General features: G+C 49.3%; 22 protein-coding genes. 20 read left to right on the forward strand and 2 right to left on the reverse strand.

All coding sequences use genetic code 11. The features are described from left to right. The first annotated feature begins 39 nt into the window (after positions 1 to 39). The 3 genes from BBD42_RS20155 to BBD42_RS20165 are packed head-to-tail and all read left to right on the forward strand — an operon-like array spanning position 40 to position 2855. Positions 40 to 1530 carry an alpha-N-arabinofuranosidase gene (locus BBD42_RS20155; RefSeq protein ID WP_099519630.1) on the forward strand — a complete coding sequence of 497 codons (1491 nt, stop codon included), beginning with the start codon at positions 40 to 42 and terminating at the stop codon, positions 1528 to 1530. 36 nt (positions 1531 to 1566) lie between these two features. Then, on the forward strand, positions 1567 to 1863 hold the full coding sequence (locus BBD42_RS20160) for a hypothetical protein (protein WP_237163166.1): 297 nt from the start codon (positions 1567 to 1569) through the stop codon (positions 1861 to 1863). Positions 1864 to 1916: 53 nt separating this feature from the next. Next, a complete protein-coding gene (locus tag BBD42_RS20165; protein WP_099519631.1) occupies positions 1917 to 2855 on the forward strand; it encodes a glycoside hydrolase family protein in 939 nt (312 codons plus the stop codon). A gap of 153 nt (positions 2856 to 3008) precedes the next feature. Here the strand turns inward: BBD42_RS20165 and BBD42_RS20170 are convergent, their stop codons facing one another. Further along, positions 3009 to 5063, reverse strand: coding sequence for a beta-galactosidase (locus tag BBD42_RS20170; RefSeq protein ID WP_099519632.1), 2055 nt, complete (start codon positions 5061 to 5063; stop codon positions 3009 to 3011). Between the two features lie 145 nt (positions 5064 to 5208). Here BBD42_RS20170 and BBD42_RS20175 point away from each other — a divergent pair, with 145 nt between their 5' ends. From BBD42_RS20175 to BBD42_RS20220, 9 genes are all read left to right on the forward strand, one after another. Continuing rightward, a complete protein-coding gene (locus tag BBD42_RS20175; RefSeq protein WP_099519633.1) occupies positions 5209 to 6048 on the forward strand; it encodes an AraC family transcriptional regulator in 840 nt (279 codons plus the stop codon). Between the two features lie 123 nt (positions 6049 to 6171). Next, positions 6172 to 7281, forward strand: a complete 1110-nt coding sequence (locus BBD42_RS20180) for a GerAB/ArcD/ProY family transporter (protein WP_099519634.1) — start codon at positions 6172 to 6174, stop codon at positions 7279 to 7281. Between the two features lie 96 nt (positions 7282 to 7377). Continuing rightward, positions 7378 to 8502 (forward strand): GerAB/ArcD/ProY family transporter, encoded by a 1125-nt coding sequence (locus BBD42_RS20185; RefSeq protein ID WP_099519635.1) that lies wholly within the window; start codon positions 7378 to 7380, stop codon positions 8500 to 8502. Between the two features lie 92 nt (positions 8503 to 8594). Continuing rightward, the gene (locus BBD42_RS20190; protein WP_099519636.1) at positions 8595 to 10094 is read left to right on the forward strand and encodes a spore germination protein; all 1500 of its coding nucleotides are present in this window, start codon (positions 8595 to 8597) and stop codon (positions 10092 to 10094) included. Positions 10095 to 10105: 11 nt separating this feature from the next. Next, a complete protein-coding gene (locus BBD42_RS20195; RefSeq protein WP_099519637.1) occupies positions 10106 to 11326 on the forward strand; it encodes a Ger(x)C family spore germination protein in 1221 nt (406 codons plus the stop codon). A 255-nt stretch (positions 11327 to 11581) separates the two neighbouring features. Further along, positions 11582 to 12673 (forward strand): GerAB/ArcD/ProY family transporter, encoded by a 1092-nt coding sequence (locus BBD42_RS20205; RefSeq protein WP_099519639.1) that lies wholly within the window; start codon positions 11582 to 11584, stop codon positions 12671 to 12673. Positions 12674 to 12791: 118 nt separating this feature from the next. Beyond that, on the forward strand, positions 12792 to 13190 hold the full coding sequence (locus BBD42_RS20210; RefSeq protein WP_099519640.1) for a phage holin family protein: 399 nt from the start codon (positions 12792 to 12794) through the stop codon (positions 13188 to 13190). A gap of 90 nt (positions 13191 to 13280) precedes the next feature. Continuing rightward, positions 13281 to 13676, forward strand: coding sequence for a YhjD family protein (locus tag BBD42_RS20215; protein ID WP_237163545.1), 396 nt, complete (start codon positions 13281 to 13283; stop codon positions 13674 to 13676). A gap of 192 nt (positions 13677 to 13868) precedes the next feature. Then, the gene (locus BBD42_RS20220) at positions 13869 to 14258 is read left to right on the forward strand and encodes a cupredoxin domain-containing protein (RefSeq protein WP_099519641.1); all 390 of its coding nucleotides are present in this window, start codon (positions 13869 to 13871) and stop codon (positions 14256 to 14258) included. Positions 14259 to 14454: 196 nt separating this feature from the next. Here the strand turns inward: BBD42_RS20220 and BBD42_RS20225 are convergent, their stop codons facing one another. After that, positions 14455 to 14712 carry a hypothetical protein gene (locus tag BBD42_RS20225; RefSeq protein WP_056029597.1) on the reverse strand — a complete coding sequence of 86 codons (258 nt, stop codon included), beginning with the start codon at positions 14710 to 14712 and terminating at the stop codon, positions 14455 to 14457. A 111-nt stretch (positions 14713 to 14823) separates the two neighbouring features. On the opposite strand from BBD42_RS20225, the gene BBD42_RS20230 reads away from it, so the two are divergent. The 8 genes from BBD42_RS20230 to BBD42_RS20265 all read left to right on the forward strand — a co-directional run bounded on the left by BBD42_RS20230 (position 14824) and on the right by BBD42_RS20265 (position 20336). Beyond that, positions 14824 to 15111 (forward strand): Dabb family protein, encoded by a 288-nt coding sequence (locus BBD42_RS20230; protein ID WP_056029594.1) that lies wholly within the window; start codon positions 14824 to 14826, stop codon positions 15109 to 15111. A gap of 263 nt (positions 15112 to 15374) precedes the next feature. Then, positions 15375 to 15815: a DUF86 domain-containing protein gene (locus tag BBD42_RS20235; RefSeq protein ID WP_099519642.1), complete on the forward strand. Its 441-nt coding sequence runs from the start codon at positions 15375 to 15377 to the stop codon at positions 15813 to 15815. Between the two features lie 72 nt (positions 15816 to 15887). Beyond that, the gene (locus tag BBD42_RS20240) at positions 15888 to 16559 is read left to right on the forward strand and encodes a helix-turn-helix transcriptional regulator (protein WP_099519643.1); all 672 of its coding nucleotides are present in this window, start codon (positions 15888 to 15890) and stop codon (positions 16557 to 16559) included. A 94-nt stretch (positions 16560 to 16653) separates the two neighbouring features. Then, positions 16654 to 17178: a DUF948 domain-containing protein gene (locus BBD42_RS20245; protein WP_150131575.1), complete on the forward strand. Its 525-nt coding sequence runs from the start codon at positions 16654 to 16656 to the stop codon at positions 17176 to 17178. A gap of 58 nt (positions 17179 to 17236) precedes the next feature. Next, the gene (locus tag BBD42_RS20250; protein ID WP_172455569.1) at positions 17237 to 17671 is read left to right on the forward strand and encodes a YtxH domain-containing protein; all 435 of its coding nucleotides are present in this window, start codon (positions 17237 to 17239) and stop codon (positions 17669 to 17671) included. A gap of 375 nt (positions 17672 to 18046) precedes the next feature. Beyond that, entirely contained in the window at positions 18047 to 18856 is an 810-nt protein-coding gene (gene racE / locus BBD42_RS20255) for a glutamate racemase (protein WP_099519646.1), read from the forward strand. An 85-nt stretch (positions 18857 to 18941) separates the two neighbouring features. Continuing rightward, entirely contained in the window at positions 18942 to 19901 is a 960-nt protein-coding gene (locus BBD42_RS20260) for a M14 family metallopeptidase (protein ID WP_237163167.1), read from the forward strand. A gap of 198 nt (positions 19902 to 20099) precedes the next feature. Then, entirely contained in the window at positions 20100 to 20336 is a 237-nt protein-coding gene (locus BBD42_RS20265) for a hypothetical protein (protein ID WP_056029577.1), read from the forward strand. Positions 20337 to 20376 lie beyond the last annotated feature (40 nt).

A 20376-nucleotide genomic window follows, 5' to 3' on the forward strand; every position in this document is an offset into this window, starting at 1 on the left:
GATTTATATTTTTATTAATTCATATGGGAGGCTATAACGATGAGCAATCAAATTACAATTAACGCAGACATTGCTAAAGGTACGATTAACCGCAACATATATGGGCATTTCTCCGAGCATTTGGGACGCTGTATTTATGAAGGCTTCTGGGTTGGCGAGGATTCGGTCATTCCAAATACGAAAGGCATTCGCAACGATGTTGTGGAAGCGCTCAAAAAATTGAATATTCCGGTGCTGCGCTGGCCGGGCGGCTGTTTTGCCGATGAATATCACTGGAAGGACGGCATTGGCCCAAGCGAAGAGCGCAAGCGCATGATCAATACCCATTGGGGCGGCGTGGTCGAAAATAACCATTTCGGCACACATGAGTTTTTGCTGCTTTGCGAACAGCTCGGCTGCGAGCCTTATATTTCCGGCAATGTTGGCAGCGGCACCGTACAGGAAATGTCCGAGTGGGTTGAATACATAACCTTCGACGGCGTATCGCCAATGGCGGAGCTGCGTGAGAAAAACGGCCGCGAGAAGCCGTGGAAGCTGAAATATTTTGGCGTCGGCAATGAGAACTGGGGCTGTGGCGGCAATATGCGCCCAGAATATTATGCGGATCTGTACCGCCGTTACCAGACTTACGTTCGCAATTATGGCGACAATGAAATTTACCGCATTGCCTGCGGCCCGAACGTCGACGATTACAAGTGGATGGAAGTGCTGATGCGCGAAGCAGCTAATAAAATGGACGGCATCAGCCTGCATTATTACACCGTTCCGAAGGAATGGCAGGACAAGGGAGCGGCTACCGGCTTCCCTGAGGACGAGTGGGCCCTTACGCTTAGAAAAGCGCTGTGGATGGAAGAGCTTATTACGAAGCATTCGGCGATTATGGATCAATATGATCCAGAGAAGCGCGTAGGCTTGATCGTCGATGAGTGGGGCACATGGTTCAATACAGAACCGGGCACGAACCCAGGCTTCCTGTACCAGCAAAATTCGATTCGCGATGCGCTCGTAGCTGGCCTTACGCTGCATATTTTCCACGATCATTGCGACCGTGTGCAAATGGCGAACATTGCGCAAATCGTCAATGTGCTGCAATCGGTTATTTTGACAGAAGGGGAAAAAATGCTGCTGACGCCAACCTATCATATTTTTGATATGTTTAAGGTGCATCAGGATGCTGAGCTTCTGGATACGCATACGACTAGCGCCCGTTACGAGTATGGCGACGAGTTGCTCCCGCAAATTTCAGTATCGGCTTCCAAAGCGGCAGATGGCAAAATCCATATCAGCTTATGTAATTTGGATCATAGTGCCGAAGCGGATGTAACCATTTCGCTGCGCGGCTTGGGACAAGGCCAGAAAACGGTCAAGGGCACAGTGCTAGCAGGCGCGGCCATTGACTCGCATAATACGTTTGAGCAGCCAAATGCAGTAGAACCAGCCGCTTTTACAAGCTTTACATGGGATGGCGAAAAGGTATCGGCTAAGCTTCCAGCGATGTCGGTTACGTTGCTTGAGCTGATCGAGCAATAATAAAGGGATGAATAGAACGCAATGGAGGCGGACGGCATGAAGACGGGCATGGACAGGAGCGTAAGAAGCTGCAAAGGCTGTGATGACAGCTATACCGTCACAGAAGCGCAGATCCAGCGGATTTTGGCTGCGCCGATGTTTCAGTCGTCCGAACGCTGCGTGGACGATGAGGTGTATGCAGCGCGCCTTCGGGAATGCGGCAGCTGTCCGAAGCTGATGAGCGGGACGACATGCATCGTTTGCGGATGTATTGTGCAAATCTCCGCCAAATATAAAGAAAAAAGCTGTCCGAACCCAAATGATGTCAGGTGGCGCTCTGTCGCAAGCCATTGACGACAGCCGTTTACGCTTGAATGCAAACAGAGCTTGCCGGGAGGAATGAGCAGATGAAGGCGCCATTATTCAGAGATCCAATCTTTGACGGAGCGGCAGATCCGGTCGTTATTTATAATCGCGAGCAGCAGGAATGGTGGATCATTTATACGAATCGCCGTGCTACGGTGGAAGGTCCGGGCTTTGCATGGGTGCATGGCACGGATTTAGGCGTCGCCTCGTCCGCAGATGGCGGACGCAGCTGGAATTACCGGGGAACGCTGACGGGACTTGATATTGAATGGGGACGAAATACATTTTGGGCCCCGGAAATTATTTGGCATAATGGGCTTTACCATATGTACGTCAGCTATATTCAAGGCGTGCCCGATAATTGGGCTGGCCATAAACGGGAGATTTTTCATTATACAAGCACTAATTTGCTTGACTGGACGTTTGTTTCCAACGTGCGGCTCAGCTCGGATCGGGTCATTGATGCCTGCATCTATGAGCTGCCGGATGGACGCTTCCGCATGTGGTATAAGGATGAGGAGCTTGGCTCGTTCACCTATGCTGCAGACAGCAGCGATTTGTATAACTGGAAAGTGGTTGGGCCTGTCATATCGGAGCGAGGGCATGAGGGGCCGAATGTATTTCGGCTGCAAGGCTCTTATTGGATGATTGTCGACGAATGGCGAGGACAAGGCGTTTTCCGCTCGGATGATTTGGAGAACTGGGAGCGCAACAACTTAATCTTAGATGAACCTGGCCAGCGTGAGGATGATGGTACCATTGGCTTGCATGCCGATGTCGTTGTTCAAGGCGAGCAGGCGTATATTTTCTATTTCACGCACCCAGACAGACGCGGCGACTGGGAAGTGCCTGGTCAAGTGCCGGGGTATCTCACGCGGCGCAGCTCCATTCAAGTAGCCAAGCTTGAAGTGAAGGATGGCAAGCTGGTCTGTGACCGCGATGCGGAGTTTGAGCTGGTGCTGGAAGCGGAAGCGCAATAGTGTGATACTGTGATACGATCGACACTTGCTAGATAGCTGCGGCTTTTGGCCAAACTAAAATAACAGCACCCCCGCATCTTCCTCAGCTGATGAGGCGGATACGGGGGTGCTGTTTTATTTAGGTTATATATTTTGAAAGCTGCTTTGAGTCATTTAGGTCAAAATAAGCACGCCGTAAGGTTCCAGCACGATTGAGCCTTGAAGCGTATCCCCGCTTATAAGGTCGGTGCGCGGCTCGCTGAGATTGAGCTCGGCAGCTTCCTCCGCATAGTTGAGGAGGAAATAGAGCGGTCCAGCCTCGCCCTCGCGAATAGTCAGCTCCACCTGCTCCGGCAGGGATAGCCAATTGGCAGCTGGCGATGACAAGCCGAGCAGGCCAATCACATTGCGCGCCGCCGCCTCATTGAATACAGCGCCGTAATACCAAGCAGAGCCAGCTCCAACGGCATTGCGGGTAACGGCAGGCTTGCCTGCATAATAATCGGAGGCATATTCGCCAATGATCTCGACGGTATCGCTTTCGACTGCGAGTACATCATTGAACAGATCCGCGGTAGTTGCTTCACCGCCTCCTTGCTTCCATTCGATCATTGCCGGCTTGCGCGTACCTTTAATTTGCGTAAACTCCTCGACGGAAATGCCGACAAGGCGTGCAGCGGCGCCAGGGAATGGGCGCATGTAGCAGTGGCCGCGCTCATCCTTGTAGCCAGTGCGGCAGCCAAATATAATGGTGCCGCCGCTGTCCACATATTGCTCCAGCAAAGCAGCTGTTTCATCCCGCATAATGGCCGGGTGCGGATAGATGAGCACGCGGTAGCGCTGCAGGTCAGCAAGCGTTGTGCCGCTCCGCATGTAAAGAACATCATTTGGAATATGCTGGCGCTGCAGCGCCTTGAACCATTCCTTGCCGCTTTTCCAGGAGAAAGGTCCGTGCCAAATATCGTATTCGCCATCCCACTCGTTGTCATAATCGCGTACGAGGGCAACCTCTGCCCGATTGCGCGTACCGACAATGTGCGGACCGGCCTTGGCGAGCTCAGCGCCGATCTGCGCTGCTTCACGAAGACGGCGGTTCGGGCCATTATGGTAGTCGTTCAGTCCATGCCAATAAATTTCATTGCCAAAGGCTGCCGTTCTCCAGCGGAAATAAACGACCATATCTGCGCCATGAGCAATGGATTGGTACGTCCACAGGCGCATTTGACCCGGCTTCGGCGAAGGCATATCCATGCGGTTCACCCAGCCGCCTGGTCCAGCCTGCTGCTCCATAATGCAGAAGTTCGGCGAAATGGAGCGGGTTGTAGACAGCGTCAGGCTCCAGCCGCGATCGAGCAGCGGGTTTTCCTCATTTTTGTCATAGTTAATGGTGGAAAATTGCGGGTAGGAGTCGTAGCTGAAAAAGTCCAGCAGCTCGTCCGTCATCCGGTGGCTGTCGAGATGGCCGAACAAGCCATTCGTCGTTACCCACTGCTTGGGCGCTGCCTCGCGCAGCACCTTGGCCTGCACCTCGGCGTAAGAAATGGTGCTGTCGGAAATAAACCGCTTCTCATCCAGCGCCTGATGCGGATTCGGCTGTCTTGGCGCCGCTGTAGGGCGGGGAAGAAAGACTTGCTCCCAAGCGGAATACGTCTGATTCCAAAAGACAGCGCCCCAAGCCTCATTTAGCTTGTCGAGCGTAACGTATTTGCGCTGCAGCCACTCTCGAAAAGCCAGATGATCCGCTTCCGAATAAAATTCGGAAATTTCACAATTGAATTCATTGTCGATTTGCCAGCCAACGACGGCCGGATGATCGCAGTAATGCTCCGCCATTTGGCGAGCAATGCGTGCGCTCAGCTCCCGATATTTGGGACTGTTATAGTTGGTATGGCGGCGCAGCCCATGCTGAAGCGTGACCCCATCAAAGGTTACGTTGAGCACCTCGGGATACTTGAACGTCAGCCATGCGGGCGGCGTTGCTGTAGGCGTGCCGATAATAACCTTCAGCCCATGCTTATGAGCCAGGTCAATGACTTTGTCAAACAGATCAAATTGGAATACGCCTTCCTCGGGCTCGAACACCGACCAAGCAAATTCGGCTACCCGAATGATCGAGAGCCCCATTTCCTTCATCCGCCGAAGATCATCCTCCCATAACTCCTCCGGCCATTGCTCAGGGTAATAGCAGACGCCAAGGGCAAACTCATTTATTGGGTTTACGTGTGTCATTAGGGTTATACCTCCATAGAAATAATAATAAATTGCTATCTATCGGTTATTTTATTATTGTAGAATCAGTATTTCAGTGCGTATATACTATTATGTTGTGATCGATATGAAAATATTGCGCTCTTTGGCGAAAAGGAGCTAATCGATGCGTACCTACTATCAATTGCCCGAGCCGGCTGCGGGGCATTATGTCTGTTATCCGGATTCAGTCGGCCGATATAATGATTTTCCCCAGCATAACGAGCGGCGGGCCGCAGGGGCTATAACTGCCTATAATTTGCATATTGTCTGCTCTGGAAGCGGCTATGTCATGAAGGAGGGGCAACGCGTCAGCCTAAAGGCGGGAGAGGGCTTCTTATATCCTCGGGGAGCTTACCAGCATTATGGAACCGATCCCGAGCAGCCCTGGGATGTGCGCTGGGTCCATTTTATGGTGCCGATGGAGCTTATGCTGCTGCGGGCAGCGGATGTTTCCAGCGTGTGGCTGTTTGCCGTCTCACAAGCTTCGCTTGCACGATTTATCGAGCTGACAGAGGAGATGTACGAGTTGTGCGGCAGCTTCGAGACACGGCATGAGCCGCGCATGTCAGCGCTTCTATATGAGCTGCTGGCGGAGCTTGCCCATAATTCGGAGCGCTTGGAGCACGATGCGCTGCCGCTTATGACCAAAAATGCGATTCGCGAAGCGGCAGACCTTATACGCGGCACGAGCGGACAAGCGTGGACGCTGCCGGAGATGGCAGCGCTGTGCGGCTACAGCCCGTATTATTTTTTGCGGCTGTTTCGGCAAGTCATGGGGCGTACCCCGCAGCAATATTTGACCGCCTGCCGTATTGCAGCCGCCAAAAGCCTGCTTGTCGCAACCAAACTGCCTGTCAGCGAAATTGCCAGCCGGACGGGATTTTCCCAATCCAGCTACTTTATACGTGTTTTTCGCAAAGCGGAAAACGTCTCCCCGAAAGCTTACCGCGAAATGTACAGCTAGCCTGCCCAGCCGGTTTTGCTTATCTTGCCCTGCCCCGCGCATGTTGGATAATTATTCATCCCTGTGGACAAAATGGAATACGGCAGCATGCCGACATTTTAAGCACAAAGCGGGTGAAGCAATATGCAGCAAGGGCAGCCATCGATAAGCGCAAGGCAGCTATCTATTCTCGTTATTTATTTTATCATGGGCGATATGCAGTTGTTTTTACCCTCCCTTACGACTGAATTCGCAGAAGAAGCCGCCTGGATGTCCGGGTTAATTGGCCTGCCCATCGGGCTTGGCATGGCTTGGTTTATATACAGCCTCAGCAAACGGTTTCCGAATATGACACTCATCGAAATCAATAATCAGGCTTTTGGCAAACTTGCCGGAAGCCTTGTTTCGCTGCTGTTTCTGGCGATGATGTTCAACACCTCGATTACCCAAATCAGGGAAATTGGTGATTTTGTCACTACACAAATATTGATTGAGACGCCAAATATCATGATCTGCCTCTTAATGATTTTTCCATTAGCGATCGCGATACATGGGGGGATTAGGGCGGTTGGACGAGTGGGCGAAACGATATTTCCGCTATTTGTATTGTTGTTTGTACTGCTCCTGCTGATGCTCCTGCCGAGCTTGACGCCCACAGAGCTTTTTCCAATCTGGGGTGCAGGCGCTGCGGGGATTATGAAGGGCTCATTATTTTTTGTGGGGTTTCCTTTTTGCGAGCTGTTCGCGTTTTTGATGATCTTTCCGAATGTTGCTCACACCAAACACCGTGCCCGTGACTATATGCTTGGGGTTTTATTAGGAGGACTGGCGATTTGGATCATGATTTTGCTGTGCTTGCTAGTACTCGGTACTTACATTACCCAACATACCTTCTATTCCCCGTACATTATGTCGAAAAAAATCAACATCGGCAACTTCGTTCAGCGGATGGAGGCGATTTTTGCGATCAGCTTCATTATTACCGCCTATTTTCGCAGCCTGATCTACGGCTATGCCTTCGTTCTTGGCGTATCGCAGTTGTTCAAGCTTCGAGATTTTCGAATATTAACGATCCCTTTCGCTTTTATGGCGCTGGGCTATTCCTATCTCTTGACGCCGGGAATTGTGTTTCTAAACACGCTGGCCGTACCCTGGGTGCTCTGGATTTTGACGTATTCGCCAGGGCTGCTGCTGCTCGGCTGGGGATTTGCAAAACTGCGGGGCAAGCTGCCTATGAAGGAGACGACCGAATAACGGATAGCGGAAAAATATCCAATTATGGATATTTCAATAGCTTGCAGGACAAAATGGATTACGGTCATTATTCAAACGCAAAGCAGGTGATAGGAAGTGCAGCAGCCACAACAAACGATTACCGTGAGGCAGCTAGCCATTCTCGTTATATTTTTCATAATAGGCGATATGCAGCTATTCCTTCCTCCATTGACGGCTGAATACGCCAAACAATCCGCTTGGTTATCAGGGTTGATTGGCCTGGTATTTGGTGTTGGAGCCGCTTGGTTTATTTTCAGTATGAGCAAGCGTTTTCCCGGGAAAAGCTTAATCGATATCAATAACCAGGCTTTCGGAAAAATAGCTGGGGGCATTCTATCCCTTGTATTTCTGGCCATGATGTTCAATACGTCAATTACCCAAATTCGGGAAATTTCCGATTTCGTAACGACGCAAATGATGGAGGAGACGCCCCAGCTGGTCATTTGCCTGCTGATGGTTGTGCCGATTACGCTTGCGCTGCGCGGTGGTATCCCTACGATTGGGCGGCTGGGAGAGGTCATCTTCCCGCTTTATTCCGCTTTGTTTATTTTACTCGTCATTTTGCTACTCCCCAAAATAGATTTGACCCAGCTGCTGCCGATCGAGGTAACGGGATTCCCGGGCATCGTGAAGGGGTCGCTTTTTTTTATCGCGTTTCCCTATTGCGAGCTTTTCGCCTTTCTTATGATTTTCCAAAACGTAGAGGAAAGTGAGCATAAGGCGCGGGATTATTTACTCGCTGCTCTCGTAGCAGGCATGGCTATTTGGGTCATTATTGTCATGTGTATATGTGTTCTGGGCGTATTTACAACGGAAATTACCGTATATTCACCCTATGTGATGGCGAAAAAAATCAATATCGGCGACTTTGTGCAACGCCTGGAGGCGGTACTGGCAATTGACTATATCATATCCACTTACTTTCGAAGCCTCATCTATGGTTATGCTTTTATAAGAGGTTTGCAGCAGCTGTTTAAGCTTCGGGACCATCGGTTTATGCTGTGGCCATTCGGATTTCTTATCGTCGGTTATGCTTATTTTCTAGCTCCGGGCATCGTTGCTTTTGTGCAATTCGATGTGGCGTGGCTGTTCTGGGTGTTTACATACTCGCCGGGGCTGCTGCTGCTAAGTTATATTGCTGCTGGGCTCAGACAGGGCTGGGGCAAGAAGGGGAGGGCTGGCATGAAGCAAGAGAAATAACCGCGCTTCTAAATTTCCAATTCCAAGGCATAATTAGAAGTCCGGTTGGACAATATATGCAATTATGTGCAGGTTTGGGAGGCGGATTCTAGATGAGCGTTTCTGTGGACAAGCGGCTGGATCGTAAATTAATGAGCAATCTCTCGTTCATCAGAGCAAGCCTTGGCAATAGCCAGGATCTCGTGATTAAAGAAATGAATAATGATAATGGGATGCAAGCAGCGCTTGTTTATATGGATGGCTTAACGGATTCCACTGTCATTCATCATGTCATCCTGGATTATTTTATGTCCGAGGAGCAAACGGCGAACCGCAAAAACGGCAATAGGCTATTATATTTGAAAAATGCGGTGCTGGCGGTAGGTGAAGCCGTTACGATCAGCGAATGGGACCCGTTATTTTATCAACTGCTATCTGGCTGGGCTGTTTTATTATTGGAAGATTGTCCAGAAGCAATTTGTGTAGCCGCAGAGGGATGGAAGGATCGCAACGTCAGCGAGCCGACCTCACAGGTTGTCGTTAGGGGCCCAATGGAAGCTTTTACTGAAAATATTGTGACCAATCGAGCACTCATCCGGCGGAAAATCAAGGACCCGCAGCTGTGGACAGAAGGCATGGAAATAGGCCAGATTACGAAAACCTCTGTATCCATAATGTACCTTCGCAATATAGCAGATGAGAAGATCGTCGAGGAAGTGAGAAAGCGGCTTGGTGAAATCAATATCGACGGCATTTTGGAGAGCGGTTATATTGAGGAGCTGATTCAGGATACCGCAATGACTCCCTTTGCTACGATCTACAATACCGAACGGCCCGATACGATTGCTGGCGGGCTGCTGGAAGGCCGAGTTGCGATATTGGTAGATGGCACGCCCTTTGTGCTGCTGGTGCCGGCGCTGTTCATTCAATTTTTCCAATCAGCGGAAGATTATTATCAGCGTGCGGACATCAGCACCTTGCTGAGGATGCTGCGGTTTGTTGCTTTTATGATCACGCTGCTAGCTCCATCGCTTTATATCGCCATTACGACCTTCCATCAAGAAATGCTTCCAACCAGCCTGCTTATAAATTTGGCGGCTCAGCGCGAGGGCGTGCCCTTTCCGGCCTTTATTGAAGCGCTGGCGATGGAGCTCACATTCGAAATATTGCGGGAAGCTGGCGTGCGAATGCCAAAAACCGTTGGACAAGCGGTTTCGATCGTCGGTACGCTCGTCATAGGGCAGGCGGCTGTAGATGCGGGCATCGTCTCGGCGGCAATGGTTATTATCGTATCGATTACAGCGATATCCAGCTTTGTTATACCAGCTACAAGCATGTCGATATCGGTACGGATGATTCGATTCGTCTTAATGGGGCTTGCCGCTTCCTTTGGGCTGTTCGGCATTTTGCTCGGCTATATTTTGCTCGTCCTGCATTTGAATAGTCTGCAATCGTTCGGTATTCCTTATATGCAGTCGTTTTCCCCATTCATATGGAGCAATCAGAAGGATACGCTGTTCCGGCTGCCTTGGACGAAAATGCGAACGCGCCCTGCTGCAACCGCGGCGAAAAATTTGGTGCGGCAAGGGCCAAGGAACAAGTCGAACATTTAGGAGGATCAAGCATGAGCAGAATTACTTGGCGAGCAGGCAAACTGCTCTTGCTATTGCTGATAGGGTCGCTTGCGGCTTCCGTGGTAAGCGGCTGCTGGAATCGGCGGGAGCTGGATACGCTAGGCATTCAGCTGGGAACGGCCATTGACAAGATCGGCAATCAATACCGCGTTTCTGTACAGGTTGTTATTCCTAGCGAGCTGTCAGCAAAGGCTGGCGGGGGAGGCCGCTCGCCAGTAGCCATGTATGAGGCGACCGCGCCAACCGTATTTGAAGCATTCCGCAAACTGACGGAAACGAGCTCGCGAAAAATATATTCTGCGCATATTCGGGTGCTGATCATCGGAGAGACGCTGGCTAAGGAAGGCATTGCCAATGTTCTCGATCTGCTGTCACGTAATCCGGAAGCACGAACGGATTTTTATTTAATGATTGCGCATAAAGCGCCGGCCAATCAAATTTTGAAAATTTTGACGTCGCTGGAGAAGATCCCGGCGGAAAACTTATTTTATGCGCTGGATACATCCGCCAAAACATGGGCTCCCACGACAACCGTTACGATCGAACGCTTGATTGAACAGCTTGTTACAGACGGAGTCAGCCCTGTATTGACCGGAGTACGGCTGGAAGGCAACGTCCGGGAAGGGGAAAGTATTTCGAATATCCAGCAGGCTGATTCGCGAACACGTACCCGGATTACCGGGCTTGCTGTTTTTAATTCTGACAAGCTTATCGGTTGGCTCAATGAAAATTACAGCAAAGGCTACAACTATATTATGGATAACGTGAAAAGCACCGTAGGCCATCAGAGCTGTCCAGATGGAGGCTACATTGTATTGGAGGTTATACGCAGTAAAACGAAGCTTACACCAAAGGTCATTGACGGAAAGCCAGTCATTAAGGTGAAGATGAAGCAGGTCGCATCGATTGCCGATGTGGAATGCAAAATCGATTTAACGAAACCGGAAACGATTAAAATGCTGGAAAAAAACGGGGAGAAAAGGCTGCAAGAGCTCGTTCAGGGAGTAGTTGAGCATGTACAGAAAACCTATAATGCCGACATATTTGGCTTCGGCAATACGTTTCATGAATACAAGCCTCGGCAGTGGGAGAAGTGGAAGAACGATTGGAATGAGCTTTTTCCACAGGTCAAGCTGGAATATGATATTGAGCTTCAGATTCCAAAGGTTGGCACGACAAATGATGCCTTTCAAAACTATTTGAAGAAATGAGTGAGGCCAAGTGGCTGGAATATTATTTATATCGGCTCTGGCCATAACGATTGCATGCCTTGAGCTGCCGAAGCTGGCGAAAAAAGGCTGGAAGAAAGAAATCGCTGTTTATTTAATTATGCTGCTGGGGGGGGCTTTTTTGAGCATATGTGCTGTCAACCAAATCAGATTGCCCAGCCCTTTAAACATTATTGTGTATATTTATAAGCCAGTCGAAAGTTGGTTCAATGCATTATAATTCGAGGGGGCGAGAGCATGCCGAAGCAGGAAAGCATAAGCACAAGACAAATGGCTGTATTCGTGCTGTTTTTCATTGTGGGCGATATGTTTTGGTTTATTCCGACCCTGCTTGCTTCTATTCTGGACTCGGATGCCTGGATCCCCTCTTTGCTAAGCATGTTTACTGGGCTCGTCGTCGTCTGGTTTATAGATAAGTGCTACCGCCTTTTTCCGGGACTTACGTTGATTGAAATCCACCGGAAGGCGCTGGGAAAATGGCTGGGCGGCCTATGCAGCTTATTTTTCCTATACTTGCTTTTTAATACGGTAGGTGTTCAACTGAGAGTTGTCGGAGACTTCGTTACGACCCAGATGATGCCGGAAACACCAGCACGGGTTACCGTCCTAATGATTACACTTTTACTTGTCATTACCTTGAGGGCTGGACTGACGGTTTTCGCAAAATCGGGCGAGGTTTTTATCGTGGGCGTTGTATTGATGTTTATTATGTTCATCATTATGCTGCTTCCTGAAGCAACCCTTTCCAACTTGCTGCCTGTTTTTCATCACAAAGCAGCGGACTATGGCAAAGGCATATTGTATACAACCTCCTTTCCATTCTTCCAAATGGTTACCCTCTTTATGATCTTTCCTGCCATGAAGCAAGCAGAAAGCTGGACCCGAGATTTTATGCTGGCTTCCCTGATAGCCAGCTTCTCCTTATTTCTGATCGTTATTATGTCGCTGCTTGTACTGGGCGATTACATGACAGAGCATCAAATCTATGCCGCGTACGCCATGGCGAAAAGAATTAGCATTGGCCGATTTATTGAACGGGTTGAGGCTGTACTGGTCATCAGCTATATCGTATCGACCTATGTGAAAATGCTAATTAATGCTTTTGCCTTTATCTATGGCTTCACTCAGTTTCTTGGCCTGCGGGAGCATCGTGAATTAATATTTCCATTCGGCTTGCTAATGTTCGGGCTTGCTTATGCAATTGGCCCCAACATGCCGTATATAAATGGGCTTGCAACCATTTGGCCCTTCTGGGATTTGACCAATATTTTGCTTTTGGCGCTGGCAGCCGTCATCATGTTGGTGTTTAAGAAAGGGAAAATCTATTAGATCAGGATGGCAGATGGAAGAGTTCCTCTTAGTTAAACGCATATTTAATAGAATGAACAGACCATCCCGAATCTCTCAGCATACGATATTGTATGGATTGAGAAGAGGGGGATACCTGATGCCTGGGTTTGTATATTTGTGCTCCATTTGTGCGTTTTTGGGGTCTATTGTGACATTCGCTTTTGGTGTATGGATGGAATCGCTTACACTACTGATCGTCGTTATGGCTATTGATTATGTGACTGGAGTGTCAGCATCTTTAAAGGAGGGTCGAGGCCTTAACAGTTCATTTGGAGCATGGGGAATTGCTCGCAAAGGGCTTATGCTGCTCGTCATACTCATCGCACACCGTGTAGATCTATTGTTGGATGCTAATAATATGACGATGGGAGCGGCTATTTATTTTTATATTGCCAATGAACTGATCTCTATTACTGAAAATTACGGAAGATTGGGTTTGCCGCTTCCGGATAAAATACGTCAAATGATTGAAATTTTAAAGGATAAAAATAAGTAAATGTTCATCCATGTAGCACTTGTATAAAGCGGCTCACTTTGTATATAATAGGAACAAGTGTTCTTATTGCGAAGGGGGCTGTTTATTTTGATGAAGCCATTGGAGAAACCGACTGCGCGAGTGCTAGTTATGAGGCGTCAACCGATTCAGAGAGAGGAGGAGCTTGTGCTGGCAAGGCGTTATGTGCTGCTTGGCATCATTGTACGGATTCTGGATCATGATATACGTGTGCTTCATTCAAGTGAAGCCAAGCTTCCTAAGCTTTATGAGACGATGCTGCTTGGCTTGCAGGACCGTGTGTTGCTGGAGCTTGCTGCTCTTCGTAAACAGCTGAGAAGCAAGGGCATTGAAATGGTTGAAGAGAAACGAAGTGAAGATGGGCTGGAGGCGCAGTATATTTGTCGAGGGTACCGCCACCGTTTCATTCTGCTATGGGGATATATTCGCTCGGAATCGGAGCAGCTGCTTCGAACGTATTGTCGATAATAATAAGAACTGCTTTACAAATGAAATGTCAAGCAACACCCTGGCTGCTTTTAGCGGCAATTGAGAAAAGTTCATCATTTTGTCATAATCACCAAAAAAGTTTTCCCCTTAATCAGTTTAAGCTTGAGTACATAGGACGATCTTATGTAATATAAGAAGTAAACATTAGATAGTAAAGGGGAGTACGTTGTAATGCATAAGTGGATTATGTTTGTATTAATGACAGCGGCATCACTGCTAGGTGTTTATTTGCTAACAGCAGGCTTGCCGCCAAAGCCAGTGGATGAATCTGCTACATTGCCAGAGGGAACGGTGCTAGTTAACGTACAAGCCAACGCCGATTTCACTTTCGATCAACCGGAATATAAAGTGAAGGTTGGAGACAAGGTCATTCTTCGTCTGAAAAACAAAAGCGGTATTCACGGTTTGCAAATTGATGAGCTGAATGTTGATCTTGAAGGCGAGAAGCTGGAAGCAAATATTGAGTTCGACAAGCCGGGCGAATATGTGATGCATTGCTCCGTTCCATGCGGTACGGGTCATATGGAGATGAAGACGAAGCTAATTGTAGAAGCGGCTTAATAAACGAATTTTTCATTAAAAAGAGCAGGTGCTTTGCGGCGCTTTCTGCACATAGGTTTTATAAACAAGAAGAGGAGCCGGCTGGCTCCTCTTTTTAAAAATATAAGCATGTATAAGTTTTCCCCCTATAATTGGCTTATATTTCACCCTCGAAACGGTAGCTTTGCCGCCGGAGGAGGACTTTCGGCCGTTTACGCTAGGCGCGATAACGCGTTCTGGACGAGGTTCGGTACACGATGACGTCGGCAATCAATCCGAGCAGCGCCCATGTAGCGACAGTAAGTACATACATAAGCATCACACTTACCTCGTGAACATCGATAAACAGGTCAACGAACCAGGCTGGGACGCTGAACATAAAGAACACCATATTATGCGGGTCGTAGCCGGTAGAATTGTACAGGCATAAAGCCAGTCCAATCAGGGCGGCGATCGCTGTAAATTTATAACGCATGTTAAATCAGTCCTCTCTCATCGGATTAACGTTGCCGGATTGCGGCTGCTTGGGTTATTATGTGACAAAAGGGTTTAAGCAATTCCACTAGTCGAAGGGAGTAATACGATAATGATTACGCATATTGTTTTGTTTAAACTAAAGGATAACAGCGCCGAGAGCGTGGAAACGACCGCACAGGTGCTTCGCAATATGGAAGGTAAAATTGATGAATTAAAATCGATTACGGTTGGACTGGACGTCCTGCATTCCGAACGTTCTTATGATATTGGCCTGATTACAACTTTCGAATCGCTTGATGCATTGGCGGCTTATCAGGTACATCCGGTGCACCAGAAAGTAATTGAGCATATGACCCAGGTTCGCGAAGCGTCTGTAAGCATCGATTTTGAAAGCTAAGGAGCTGCGAGGAAAATAGTACCCGCTTTTGTTGGCAAATTCTCCACGGCTTTGGGAGCTTTGTCGATAAATTAGCGGTACTTTCTTTCGTCCCAGTCTTCAAGATACGCCAGCCTTAAGAGAGGACGTTAATGGCAATGGGAGAAGACGTATATCAAATAATGACGTATTTGTTCGTCATTATTGCCAGCAGCATTATTATGGTCGCTGTGCTCAAGCGCAAGGCCAAAAAAAAGAAGTAACGATAAAGGTGGCGTAGCGGTATGTATTACGTGAATCGCGAACAAATTGCGGTGAGGCTTAATGCAATTCCTGATATTTCTGAGGCACTGACCTCCATTGCAGCCGAGTGGAATGGCAGCATGCTGCAAGGACTGGCACAGGAGCGGGCGCTGCATCTTGCAGTTGAAACCGTTACCGATGTCGGCAGCTATCTTATTGACGGATTTATGATGCGCGATGCGAGCAGTTATGAGGATATTGTGGATGTGACTGGAGCGGAAGGCGTATTTTCCGCAGAGCTGCTGCCGACGTTCAAGCAATTGGTACAGCTGCGCAGGCCGCTCGTTCAGCAATATTATGAATGGCAGCGCGGCGAGCTGCATCCGCTAACCAGTCAGCTTGCACCGCAATTGCTGCGCTTCAAACAGGAAGTGGAGCTTTATCTGGAGCGCGAGCTGGTTGATTTTGAGGGAAAAGTTTAAACCGAATCGTACACACCATACTTTTAGAATATGTTACAATACCTGTAACAAGCGTTCGAAGGTGGCGATAGGATGAAGCAGCAAAATCAACGAAGCGCCGGTCCTGCGCCGGATAAGAGAACGTCTCCAGGCTCTACGCGTCAGCGCATTTTGCATTTGCTCAAGATGAATGGCTCTATGAATGCCGCGCAGCTTGCAAGCGAGCTTGCGCTGACTGAAATGGCCGTCAGGCGGCATATGTACGCACTTGAAGAGGAACAAGCTATACAAATTGTGATGGTCAAGCAGGCAATGGGAAGACCGCTGCATCGATACGAGCTTACCTCGCACGCGGATGACCGTTTTCCAAAAAACTACCATACGCTGGCGCTTGATTTACTCGGAGAGCTGGCAGACGAGGCAGCTACAGCAGGCCTTATTACCCGCATGTTTGAAGGCCGCAAGCAGAAGCTGCTGGAGCGTTATGCTCCGCGCATGGCGGGCAAAGCACTGGAGCAGAAGGTGCTGGAGCTTGCAGCTATTCAAAATGCCGGAGGTTATATGGTTGAGGTCGAGCCGGCAGGCGAGGGGCATTTTGTATTAAATGAGTATAACTGCCCAATCGCGCAGGTAGCGAATCAATACCAGCAGGCTTGCAGCTGTGAGCTGACGTTATTTCAGTCGCTGCTTCATGCAGAGGTAGAGCGGACCGAATGCCTCGCTAAAGGCGGAACCAAGTGCACGTACAAAATAAGTGCCGTATAGGTTAATATAGGGTCTATATACGTTTAAGGGATAAACCGATGGACAGGCAGGTCATTTGACCTTGCTCTAGCCATCGGTTTTTTTGCATGCCGTTGTGTCAAGACAAGCCCATGCTGCTTATAATGGCATTACGAAATGGGCAGATGCCCTGCTCTGGTTTACAACGGGAGGTGAACGGGCGATGAACCTTATAGCGGGATGCGCGATTGCAGCTACATTAGCCTTTATTGGGTTAGTGGTGGGCGTATTGCTTGGCTTGCGCAAAGGGCTGATTCAGCTCGAAAGCTTGCGCACAAGCGCCGACGAGCTGAGGGGACAGCTGCAGCTTACAGCGGCTGAGACAGTCGCTTTAATGGAGCCGGCGAAGCAATCCCTCCTGCTGGTGCACCAGCAGCTGCAAAATGTCCAATCCTTGTTCTCAGCGGCAGGGCAAATTGGCGAGACGATCGAGCAAACGACAGAAACCGTTAGCCGAGTCTCCTCGCTGTTGTCCGAATCCGCTGCCGAGCATATAGCGAAGGCTGACACGAGAAATAAGGCAAAAGAAGCGATGGAATGGGCAGAGCTAGGTATGCTGGCGTGGCAGCTTTGGCAAACTAAGCGCAAGCATAATAGCTGAAAGCAATAACGGCGCGAAAATGGCGGAATGCGCCGCAATAATGAAGGGAGCGAATCGTATGGCAAAGCAGAAGCAAACGAAAGGATTTTTGTTGGGGGCATTGGCAGGTACGGTTGCAGGAACCGTTACAGCGCTGCTTCTTGCTCCAAAAGCAGGCAAGGAGTTGCGTGAGGATATAGCAGGCGGCGTTCAAGATTTGAGCGAAAAAACGGTTAGAGCAGTTGAGCAGTGCGGCGAGAAAACGACTAGGGCGGCAAGACAGCTGGGCGATAAAGCGGTACACATCGCGGATTGTGCCAAGGATGGAGCAGAGGCTCTCATTAGCAGCGCGCGTACATGGAGAAAAGGCGGGCCTCAATTAACGACGGAGGCTGCTGGAGAATTGGGGCAACTAGAAGACTCAGTGGAAGCAGCAAACCTCTCGGAGGAGCTGGCATCTGAGGGAACAGCTGAAACGGTAGCAGCGGAAGCTGCGGAAGCGATTGAAAAATAGTGCGTCGACCGCGCTGTGAAGCTGCGTTATATAAGGAATAGAGCAGCAACCATGCATGGAGCCTGCCATAATTGGGAGCAGGCTCTTTCCTGTTATACAAATATATGCATGTATAAGTTGCACACTTATAATGAGCTTATACTTCAACGCGAAACGGTAACTTTGCCGCCAAAGGATGGCGACAGCCGTTTCACCTTGCCAGCTGCTCTACATATTTCCTAGGTTGCGTATTGCGCCGCATCTTAAGCGTATTTCTTGTAGGCTGTCCATAATTGAGATAAGATGTAGGTACGTTTTGATAGCTGAAAACATATGCTATTGATGTCTTATTCTCCTCATGAGCGACTACAATACGTTTAAGAAAGCGGTGTGTTTGTGCAGCAACCGATTGCCATACTTGATTCAGGCGTGGGCGGGCTTACCGTCGCCAAGGAAGTCATGCGCCAACTGCCGCGTGAAAAAATTATTTATTTTGGCGATACGGCTCGAACACCATATGGACCTCGTCCTTCGCAGGAAGTCGTTCAATTCACACGGGAAATTGTCGATTATTTAATCCAGTTTCGGCCGAAAATGATTATTATAGCTTGCAACACCGCTACGGCGGTTGCACTGGAGGATATACGTTCTAGAGTAAACATACCTGTCATTGGTGTTATCAATCCCGGGGCAAGAGCGGCCATCAAGCGCACCCAGACGGGTTGTATTGGTGTTATTGGCACAGAGGGAACAATAAGAAGCGGCGCTTATGAACAAGCACTCAAGGAGCTGTCGCCAAGCGTACGCGTTATAAGCGAGGCTTGTCCTTTATTTGTTCCGCTTGTGGAGCGGGGCAATTTTCGTTCCACCGAAACGTATGAGACGATTCGCCGATCTATCGGCCACCTGAGCCTATATCCGATGGATTGCCTTATTTTAGGCTGTACGCATTATCCTTTTTTGACAGAAGCGATCGCTGAAGTTGTTGGCTCCCGCATAGAGCTGATCAGCTCCGCAGACGAGACGGCTCGCGATATTAGTACGATCCTTCATGACAAGGGCGAGCTTTCCCGAGGCGAAGTGCTGCCTGTTCATCAGTTTTTCTCCAGTGGCGACCCCTTAATGTTTAAAGCCATTGCCCAGCAATGGCTTGGCGAACAAATTGAGCTGACGCCGGTCGTATGGCAGGTGCCAACGATCGGATAACGGCTCTATCCGTTTTTTGCGCAGCACATTTCTCATCCTTCGAAAAAGCTTCTCAAGCCGCTGGCAAGTGGCATGGGAGGCTTTTTTGCCGAATATAATTCAGGAGAGGCCATTTTGGAGCGAGGTGAGGAATACGGTTAATGAAGGATGGGAAAATAAATACGGTTATCAGGAGCTGCTCGCGAACTGCCGCGAGCTGACGCAAACGTACCCATTTGTCACCGTTCATACGATTGGGCATAGCGTGCTCGGCAAGCCCATTGTTGCGCTGCGCTGCGGAACGGGTGCAAGAAGCATTCATATGAATGGGGCCTTTCATGCGAATGAATGGATTACATCGGCTATGCTTATGCGATTTGTAGGGGATTATGCCGCGTCATGCGCTGAAGGCCGCTCGATCTGCGGCGAGCTGTCTTCGCGGCTGTATGAGGAGACAACGCTGTGGGCCGTGCCTATGGTCAATCCGGATGGTGTGGAGCTTGCGCAGGAAGGGGCGCTGCCTACCCACCCGTTCTATTCCCAGCTCATGGCATGGAATGAAGGCCGGGAGTCCTTTGCCGATTGGAAAGCCAATGCGCGCGGTGTCGATTTGAATGACCAGTTTCCGGCACATTGGGAGGAAGAGTGCCAGCGGCGCGAAGTTCATGGGCCTGGTCCGCGCGATTATCCGGGCCCTTATCCGTTAAGTGAGCCAGAAGCGATGGCGATAGCGAATTTAACGACAGCGCAGCGATTTGATTTGACCGTCGCCCTGCACACGCAGGGAGAGGAAATTTATTGGAACTATCGCGGCTATGAGCCAAAGGAATCGGAGCAGCTTGCGGAGCGGCTAGCCCTCGTCAGCGGTTATAAGCCAGTGAAGCTGACAGGCAGCGATGCCGGCTATAAAGATTGGTTTATCCAGCGATTTAGAAGGCCAGGCTTTACGATTGAAGCGGGACGGGGAGAAAACCCGCTGCCGCCTCAGCAGCTTCCCGCCATCTATGAGGCGGTGAAGCCGCTTCTCGTGGAGGCGTTGTCGCTTCACCGGGAACGGGAGCTTTAGCCACTTTCTAATGTAAACGCTGTGTGCAAAGCAGAGCGCAAATAGCCGCAGGAAATGAAGCGCAGCTTCGATTTCCTGCGGCTATTGCTGGTTGAACGGGATGGAGGAAGAGGAGTGCCCGTCTTTAGTCCAGCTTTGCAGCAGAGATGATTATGCTATAATGAAGGCGAAAAATAACAATGAAAGGCGGCGAATGACATGCGGAAATTTTTATCGCTCCGGCATTGGCAGCGCACGTTCAGCCGAATTTTTCAACTGCTTCGCTCCAAGGAGGTTTCCTGGAAAGACAAGCTGTTGTTTCTTGTCCCGGTGCTGCTGTATTGGGTTTTGCCTGACGCATTGCCCTATTTGCCGTTTGATGATATAGCCGTGACAATGATTGTTGCAGAATGGTTTGCCCGCAGAACCGAGAACAAGTATAATAGGATAAGTTAAAATTTTTTTCTAATTGCTGGTTAGACAAATGAAGGAGTGT

This window comes from Paenibacillus sp. BIHB 4019 (assembly GCF_002741035.1).
Lineage (GTDB): Bacteria > Bacillota > Bacilli > Paenibacillales > Paenibacillaceae > Pristimantibacillus.